Source organism: Arthrobacter sp. I3 (genome assembly GCF_000520575.1).
Taxonomy (GTDB): domain Bacteria; phylum Actinomycetota; class Actinomycetes; order Actinomycetales; family Micrococcaceae; genus Arthrobacter; species Arthrobacter humicola_A.
This window is the reverse complement of the sequence record NZ_AZSB01000537.1, coordinates 1-6325: the sequence shown is the minus strand read 5'-3', so window position 1 is coordinate 6325 and position 6325 is coordinate 1. Positions and strand designations below refer to the sequence as shown.

At 64.7% G+C, this 6325-nt stretch carries 6 protein-coding genes; 5 read left to right on the top strand and 1 reads right to left on the bottom strand.

All coding sequences use genetic code 11. The annotated features are described in order from the left end of the window. Window positions 1–419 precede the first annotated feature (419 nt). The 5 genes from Y706_RS23155 (at window position 420) to Y706_RS0102355 (ending at window position 4983) form a co-directional block, all read left to right on the top strand. The gene (locus tag Y706_RS23155; protein ID WP_052354984.1) at window positions 420–947 is read left to right on the top strand and encodes a hypothetical protein; all 528 of its coding nucleotides are present in this window, start codon (window positions 420–422) and stop codon (window positions 945–947) included. A gap of 766 nt (window positions 948–1713) precedes the next feature. Beyond that, a complete protein-coding gene (locus tag Y706_RS23150; protein WP_043434275.1) occupies window positions 1714–2610 on the top strand; it encodes a DNA/RNA non-specific endonuclease in 897 nt (298 codons plus the stop codon). Window positions 2611–2821: 211 nt separating this feature from the next. Then, the gene (locus Y706_RS23145) at window positions 2822–3406 is read left to right on the top strand and encodes a DoxX family protein (protein ID WP_043434273.1); all 585 of its coding nucleotides are present in this window, start codon (window positions 2822–2824) and stop codon (window positions 3404–3406) included. Between the two features lie 192 nt (window positions 3407–3598). Beyond that, window positions 3599–3727, top strand: a complete 129-nt coding sequence (locus Y706_RS29960) for a hypothetical protein (RefSeq protein ID WP_253906673.1) — start codon at window positions 3599–3601, stop codon at window positions 3725–3727. Then, complete coding sequence (locus Y706_RS0102355) at window positions 3724–4983, top strand: phosphatidylserine decarboxylase family protein (protein WP_028275316.1); 1260 nt, start codon at window positions 3724–3726, stop codon at window positions 4981–4983. The genes Y706_RS29960 and Y706_RS0102355 overlap by 4 nt, the downstream gene beginning before the upstream one ends. On the opposite strand, the gene Y706_RS0102350 is transcribed toward Y706_RS0102355, so the two are convergent. Next, the gene (locus tag Y706_RS0102350; protein ID WP_028275315.1) at window positions 4886–5542 is read right to left on the bottom strand and encodes a DUF2127 domain-containing protein; all 657 of its coding nucleotides are present in this window, start codon (window positions 5540–5542) and stop codon (window positions 4886–4888) included. The two genes, Y706_RS0102355 and Y706_RS0102350, sit on opposite strands and share 98 nt — an antisense overlap. Window positions 5543–6325: the final 783 nt, after the last annotated feature.

Sequence of the window (6325 nt, the reverse complement as noted above, 5' to 3'; positions counted from 1 at the left end):
GCCGAGGTCGTGGCGGGCCTGGCCCTGGACGGCGAACTGCGGATCGTCGGCCGCTCCGCGCCGCTGAAAACCGCCTCCGCCCGCGAGCTGGCGCGGCGGCTGGAGCCGCCCCGGCAACAGCATCCGTGGCCCGTCACAGTGAAGGGCACGGCCCTGGACCGGTTCAACCGCGACAGGGAACCGGTGGTTGCTGACACTGGTGGAACCGGTGGTGGTGGAAGTCGCCGCCGACACGGCCTGGTCAGGCCGGTCCTTCCGGCACCCGCTCCGCTTGCTCCGGGCAAGGCCGGAACTGTCCCCGGCGGACATCGGTCTGCCGGATATGCTCCGGCTACCCCTTCACTAGATATTGCTGTGGTTTTTGTCCGGGATCCCTGACACACTGACTGTCAGGATTTCCTGACAGAAGGGCGTGGTCCATGGGCTGGGTATCGAACGACAACGAACACGAGGGCTGGGCGGCCGCCGTCGCACCGGACGGGCGGCCCTCCGCATCCTCATCCGGCGAGGGAATACTGGTGCAGGGCATCACCGGCCGCTACCAGCCGGACAAGATGCTGCCCGACTATGAAGTAGTCCCGGACCGCGAGATTATCGGCTGGCGCGGAGCCTGTGACTGCGGCTGGCGGGGCGAACTGTGGGAGCGAGTCCCGTCACCGGCCGCCGCCGACTTCAGCCGCCGCCGGGACTACCTGTCCCCCGATGATGTCGCACACGCTTCCAATGAAGTCGAAGACGCCATCCATGACGAGTGGAAAGCCCACCTCGCACCGCTGGAAGCCGTCGCCGGCGTGGAAGCGGCCGCGCGCGACTACAGCCAGGCCGGCGAGAGGCTGGACAAAACCGTCGCAGCTGCCAAGGCCGCCGGGGCGTCCTGGACCGACATCGGCCGCGCCGTCGGCATCAGCCGCCAATCCGCCCACGAACGCTGGGCCGACAGGCAATGAGCCCGGCCCCAGCTTCGACCTCGTGTGCGGCAACGAACAAGAGGATGCAGCTGGCGCTTGCAGTGCGTAACATCGAGGGTCGACTTGGCGTTTCTGCACGGCAATCGTCGGCGGCTTCCCGTGTGAGAGAGCGTCTCCGGAGCTACTTCCACTAGACATGAAGTGTGGACAGACGTCGGGCCCTACAAGTCACGCGTGGGATCCGGTCCGGACGGCCTCGGCCCGGGATCGGGCACGGGGCTTGGCCCAGGAAACGTCGGATCGGGAGACCCCGGCGCAGGCACGGGGGATGTCGGATCCGGAGAGTCGGGCAGCGGCCCGGGGTCTGGCGGAAACGGGTCGGGTTCGCGTTGCGGCGGAAGAGTCATGGACTACCCCTAGGGTCTGGCCATAAAACGGAAGGAATCCCCAGACTAAGGTCCCCGGTCCGGGAAGGGGTAGGGGCCGAATTGATTCGTGGGAACACTCCCCGTCTACTCCGTCATCGTCGGTCGGCGAGCTCGCGACCCGGAGCAACGAGTTCCGCATCTGGTGGGGCGGACACACCGCACGAACCCACTCCCCGCGGACATAATCGGTCGGCGCCACCGGCGCTGGTCAGCAGGGTCGTGGGTGGTCCTGGATCAAGCCGGGCCCGGTGCTCCTGAACCAGGGTTGACATACTCAGCAGAGCCCGAATCGAGATTCGAGAGGGAAGCGCAGGGAGCCCAGAAAGTACCGGAGATGCGTCCGTGATTCTGTCACCCGGCACTGATACGGTCTGCCCATGGATGAAGTAATGCAAGCCCAGGTCACAGTGAATGTGGAGGATCTTTCCGACCGTCCCGGGTTCGATGAACAGTTCCTGGGTACCCGGGTTGGCATTCCGGCCCTCGACGGCGTCGAATCCGTCCTGCTCCCCTACACCCACTTTTCCGTCCTCATGCGGCTGGACAAGCGCCTGGCCGCCGTCACTGCGCTCGGAATGGACGGCACCAAGTTGATCGATCTGGACCGCTCAGGGATCCAGTGGAGACTGGATCCGCGGCTGCGCCCGGACCAGCAGACGGGCGAGGCGGTCTACGCCGGCAACGACATCGACCGCGGCCACCTCGTCCGAAGGGCATCAGCAGTATGGGGCGACACAGTGGCGGAAGCCGCCCGGGCCAACGCAGATACCTTCCACTACACGAATGCAGCCCCGCAGGCGGCCAGATTTAACCAGGGAATGGACCTCTGGCTCGGTCTGGAGTCCTACCTGCAGGACAACGCCGCCGACAACAGCCGGCGGCTCGTCGTTTTCACGGGTCCGATCTTCGGTGACACCGACCCCATCTACCGCGGTGTACAGATCCCGCTGAAGTTCTTCAAAGTTGCCGCCTTCATGCACCACGGCTCCCTCGCCGCCACCGGATACGTCGTGGACCAGACACCCCAACTGGCGGACCTCCCGGACGTACCCCGCCCGGGAACACTGGACGACGCTCCCCCGCTGGGTCCGTTCCGAACATTCCAGGTCCCCATCAGAGACATCGCGGTACTGACCGGGCTCAACCTGGAACAACTGACCGCCGTGGACCGGATGCCCGTTGCTTCAGCCCTGCCCACCGCCCGGGTCGCTTCAACGTGGCGGCGCCTTAGAACACCGCAGGACCTTGATCTCGACTTCGATCTAAACGACTAGGAACACCCCGCCGGGCGCGCCTAACCCGCTCAGGAGCTGTCACGTCGCTGCACGTATTCTTGCAGTACCTGTGAGTCCTGGTACGCCTGCGGCGGGTGAAAAATCTTCTTAAATGTTCCTTCCCGTGACCGGTTCGTCCCTCCGACGTAGAATCGTGCCGGACAAGGAGCCCGGCCGGCGCAGTGCCACGGCCCATCCAAGGAGGACCCCTATGAGCTATGCAAAGACCAGCCCTGAGGCTGCCGCCGCCGCACAGACCCTGTTCCGGGTCGCCCTCGGAGGCGTGCTCATCGCTCACGGATCCCAAAAACTCTTCGGGTGGTTCGGCGGAGGAGGAATCGAGGGCACCAGCAAGGGCATGCATGCCATGGGCTTCCGCCCAGCAAAACCCAGTGCCATCCTCGCAGGCGTGGGTGAAGCAGGAGCCGGTCTCGCCCTGGCCCTGGGGCTGGCCACTCCGGCCGCCGGCGCCGCCGCTGCCACCACGATGGGCGTCGCGGCCAGCGTCCACGCCCCTAACGGCTTCTTCGCCACAGAGGGCGGCCTCGAGTACCCCGCAGTGCTGGGCCTGGCGGCAGCATCGTTCACCATCGGAGGCCCCGGACCCTTCTCCCTTGACTCGCTCACCGGTCATATCCTGGACCGGCCCTGGATGCGGGCGGCTGCCTTAGCCGTGATACCGGCAGCCATCGGGATCCAGATCTACCGCCGGGGTAAAGCCTTGGCCAACGACACGGTGGCACCGGCTTCCGGAACCCCGGTGGAAGAAGGCGCAGCCCATCCCGACACGCCGTAGCCACATGCTGTGGCCAACCAAGCCACTAGTTCAGCAGTCTCCTAAGCGGAATCTGTCACGCGGGGTCAGCGCCAGCCGGGCTGCGGCGCCACATACTTTACGACGAAGTGAAACCCGACGTGGCGGAATCCCTTAACGGCCTCCCTCGAGGCCGTTAAGGAAGCGAACTCCCCCGACGCCCGCAGCGTCGTCCTGGATCTGGAGGAAACCGACACCGTCGACGGCGTCGAACTCCCCGGCGCCGACCTCTCCGGCGCCGACCTCTCCGGCGAAGAATTTAATCATGGCGCGGTCAGGAGCCGAGTAGGCTCGGCATTATGACCATTAACTCTTCATCCGGCCGTGTCCGACGACTGGGTGGCTGGCTGCCCGAGCAACACGACGACTTCGAGGACTGGCTCGCCGGTCACCGGGAACGGGTGGAGGCGCGGGGTGAAGATGTTCCCCTGCATCCTGTGATCGTGGAGTTCCAGGAACTGATTGCCCGCGATCCGGTTGTCCGCCTCTACATGACGGAGATGATCGAGCAGGTTCCGAAGTCGAAGCCCTACCGCAAACGGCACCTGACGAGCGTTGACCAGATGCTCCGGCTGATCAACGAGGTCCTGACGATGGCCCCGGAGTTCAGCGAAGGCGGCATGGTCACCACGCCGTTGACGGCGATCCTCGATTGGACCATGGGAACCGAGGCCGGGTTCGCGGCCCACCGCGATCCGCGGATCGTCGCCATGTTCCGCAAGATTCTGGACGCCTGGTGCGTGTTCCTGACCAGCGAGGACTCGCTGTATGTGCTCAACGACTCGCCGTCCGGGTGGATGTCGGAGAAGGCGCGGCAGGCCGTCGGGATGGACGACTACCAACACGATGCCTTCGCCGAGCACTGGGGCTTCACGTCGTGGAACGATTTCTTCTCCCGTCGGCTCACCTCGACGTCCAGACCCGTCGCTGCACCCGAAGACGACAAGGTCATCGTCAGCGCCTGCGAGTCGACCCCCTACAAGATCAGCTCGGACGTTCAACGCCAGAGCCGGTTCTGGGTCAAGAACCAGCCCTACTCACTAGAGGACCTGCTCGCCCGGGACGAGTCGGTGGATCACTTTGTCGGCGGAACGGTGTACCAGGCGTTCTTGAGCGCGTTGAACTATCACCGCTGGCACGCTCCCGTCGCTGGAACGATCGTGCGGGCGTACCTCAAGGACGGCACCTACTTCTCCGAGGCGGACTCCGAGGGGGCCGACGCCGTCGAGCCGACCCTCTCGCAGTCATATTTGGCCCATGTCGCGGCCCGGGCGATCATCCTGATCCAGGCCGATGACCCCGTGATCGGTCTCATGGCGGTGATCCCCGTGGGCATGATCGAGGTCTCCTCCTGCGTCATCGATCCGGAGATCGTCCCGGGCCACCATGTGAACAAGGGCGACGAGCTGGGATACTTCCAGTTCGGGGGATCGACGGAGTGCCTCGTCTTCCGGCCCGGTGTTATCGACCAGTTCGCCCTGACCGCCATCCCCCAACTCCAGCATCCGAAAGCACCTCTCGTGCGGGTCCGGTCGAAGCTTGCGACCGCCAAGTCCTGAGGACGACGGGACGGCTGTCGGCTCCGGTCCGGCTACTCAGGGTTTTGGGGGCAGGTTGAGGGCTGGGCTGGCCGGCGGCTGTCCGGGCTCGGTGGGCCCTGTATTCATGCCAGGTGAGCCAGACAATGAAGATGTCGAAGGCGGTCAACAGGACCATTCCCCAGGTGAAGGCGACCAGGAGCTGATAGCTCTGGTAGGCGATGAAGACCAGCAAAAAGGCGATCATCCACGGGTACGCCCACAATTTGTCCCTCAGCACTGCCCAGACGAGGACCACCTTGACCAACCCGTGCAACAGCAGGTAGACCGCACCGAAGAGCGCCGCCGACACGGTCATGGCCCCGGCCCAGTGCACCAGGGTGGTGGCAACGAGGTCGTGCGGGTCTTCGGAGAGTTCATGCTGGGTCAGAAAATGGACCACCGAGGCCATCTGGGCGGGCGATACCAGCAGCAGGAGAATCTCTCCCACCAGTTCCAGCACCCCGTCCAGCCCCTTGAGGGCCAGACTGATCTTGAATATTTTGTCCAACGAGGTCGTGCCGCTGTTTCCCTCGACCATCTTCACTCCTCCAGCGCCCCCGCCTGTGAACGCGGTGCCCAATCCCCGCATCCAGGAAAATACGGGCCCCTCCAGTGCCCTCACAAACCCTACCGTCGGAGATTTCCACTTTCCGCAAGCCGGCCCCTAGCGAACGTTTCGAAACGGATGCAGCCAAGAGCACTGACTACTCCGACCAGCGGCCGGAGTTCTACTGGAGCACGGGGCAAGTACTCATCAGTTGGGCGCGAACACGCCATGCGTGTCATTCTCCCCCGGAATGACGATCCCCGGAGACCCGCTCCATCGTCCTCTAAAGAAGGAGCCGGCCAGAGGTACTCTCGCGGAGACGCAAACCTCACAAAATGCAGAAAACCCCCGCGCTCGATCCTGGGGGAGGAGAGCGCGGGGGCCTTCATTGACGCTTCCATCCGCCATTTGGGGGGACACGGAGGAACCTGTCAAACATAGGTGGCCCGAAAGCGCAAGTCAAACGCACGCGACACCCTCCTACAACGGCGTTCCCGCCCGCATGAACCCCTTCGGCGGCGGCCGAGAACCTCGGTGGCCGGCGCCCGAAGGGCTTCACAGGGACTACTCAGGGGCTACAGACACAATGTTGATTCTGGTGTGGAACGGTAGACGCCACTTGGCACCTGGCCCATCGGGAGCCGGGCCAGAGAGAAAGCCGGAACCGATGAGCCGGAATACCTTCAAATTTCTGGGGCTGGGCCGCGCGGCACGACCCGCGGCGCTGATTCTTGCTGCGCTCCTCGCCGTGGCGGCCACGGCCTGTGAGCCCAC